Genomic DNA, 2,015 nt, shown 5'->3' with positions numbered 1-2,015 from the left:
GAAGTGGATCCGCATACTGGCTGGGTAGTGGACTTTGCTGAAATCAAAGCGGCGTTTAAACCGATTTATAACCGCTTAGATCACTATTACTTAAATGATATTGAAGGCCTAGAAAACCCAACCAGCGAAGTATTGGCAAAATGGATTTGGCAACAACTTAAGCCAAATTTACCACTACTGAGCAAAGTGGAAATCAAGGAAACTTGCACCGCAGGCTGTATCTACAAAGGTGAGTAATCGCCCTTAGAAAATTGAAACAAAGGCAAGCATGAAGCTTGCCTTTGTTGTTTCTGAGCTGTGTTAAAACGCTATCCAATGGTGGCGTAAAATCCACTCTTTTTCTACTTCGCCATAGATGACTTTATCGGTATTGGTAAAGCCAGCGGAGAGGAAAAACTCATTGGCCGTTTTGTGGCTATTTGGCACAGTCAGACAGAGAGAATTACTCTCTGGATCAATGGTGTACGCGTACACAAACAGCTTCTTCAGTGCCTCAGTTCCTATACCTTGACGTTGGTATTGACGATCAATCATCAGGTAGTTCAGCCCCAGCTCATGGCGTTGCAATGGCGCGTGCTGAGAAACCCTTTATCAATGACCAATAACCAACCGTCGAACTGTCCGAATAAATCGTAAAAACGCTTCGGACTTATGGCGTTTTTGATAAGCCTGCTCAAAAGGCTTAAAAAAYCYTTTTGTTCTTCATGCACATCCAATGCATCAAGCTGGCGAATCTCGTAGCTTAGTAGGCTTTATTGCAATCATGACAGTAACTAGCGAAACGATAAGTGCGAGGCCGCATTATAAATTCCAATCAATGCTATCGTCTAGGTATTTGATTGTATTCATAATTGGCTTCATTAATGCGGGCTTTCATTTCGTGCAAAGTTTGTTCACGGTGATTGTGCCGTTGATGAAATGACACTCACCGTGACAAGCAAAGTATTAATAGTGAAGTGGGTAGTAATAACCCTGATGCAGTAACGCCCGAAGGGTGGTGAGCAATGGGCGCTGTCGGCCGTTTCAACGCCTTCAACAATCACAGTGCAGTGGTAGGTTTTGCCCATGGTCAAATTTAGTTGTCTTAGTGTCTTTCAATTTTCTTGCATCACTTTTTACCCCAATTACAAACTCGCGGTCGATTTTGAGATAGTCAGGATTAATCTTACTGATCAAGGCGACGTTATTATTGCCTGTCCCAAAGTCATCAATGCTGATTTTGCAATCGAGCTGCTTTAGCTTGGCCACATTTTGGTAAATTTCGGCAGTGTAATACATAGAGGCATTCTCGGTTATTTCAATCGTCAGCAAACGGCAATCGAGACTGGAGAGCTCACGATAAAGGGCGGAGAAATTGTGTCCTTGCAGTAAAGAGGGGCAGACAATTGATGCTAATCGGCACTTTAAGTGATGGTTGGTTAGCATAAATGGCCCGAAGAACCAGAATAGTATGAGTCAGCAACAGGCCATTACCAATCAGGGTTTCAATGAACTTTTGCGTGTTTTTGACCGTGTAATCGGGATAAGGCTTCAAATGGATGGTTTTCTGTAGTCGAAGTGTTATAATCGGTTCTAGGCGGATACTAAAATGTCGAATAGCGAGAAGATAATACAGAAAAGCTTGGATCGACTTGTATCGAAGCACACACAAAAAGAACGTACTTAAAGCTAAGATGCTCTGAAAAGGGCCAGAGACATAAAATACTTCCTTGTAGCCGTTGTTGTCAGTTTTAAAATGAAAAAAGCGCTCCTTGGTATTGCCAATCTCAAGGGACGTACCCGTGTTGGTGGAGAGTTTCATTCCCGCGAGGAAAAAGCGTGAGATATGATTTTCGACACTGTTTGAAAGATTGATGTTTTTGACTCGCACCAGCACCACAGCGTCATTGAGTTCATAGGCTTGGGTGGTGTAGTTTTCATTTTTGCTCCATTCGTTGAAGGCTTTTTCACTGACTGGAGAAACCGTCTCTGGCGTGATCAAGCATCGTATGTTGAATCTATCGAGCATCATGCTC

General features: G+C 42.9%; 2 protein-coding genes and 1 pseudogene. 1 reads left to right on the top strand and 2 read right to left on the bottom strand.

Annotated features, from left to right (window positions below; all coding sequences use genetic code 11):
- Positions 1-237: 6-carboxytetrahydropterin synthase (locus tag CIK04_RS26405; RefSeq protein WP_128824715.1), on the top strand; the 237-nt coding region annotated here is incomplete at its 5' end.
- Between the two features lie 63 nt (positions 238-300).
- Here CIK04_RS26405 and CIK04_RS34105 read toward each other — a convergent pair.
- Both CIK04_RS34105 and CIK04_RS35705 read right to left on the bottom strand, forming a co-directional pair.
- Positions 301-567, bottom strand: a complete 267-nt coding sequence (locus tag CIK04_RS34105; protein WP_325205854.1) for a GNAT family N-acetyltransferase — start codon at positions 565-567, stop codon at positions 301-303.
- Positions 568-945: 378 nt separating this feature from the next.
- Positions 946-2,015 (bottom strand): annotated as a pseudogene (locus CIK04_RS35705) (EAL domain-containing protein); the annotation flags it as partial.

Source organism: Vibrio sp. 03_296, from assembly GCF_002265885.1.
The sequence above is the reverse complement of the archived record's forward strand: the minus strand, read 5'-3'. Positions and strand labels throughout refer to the sequence as shown.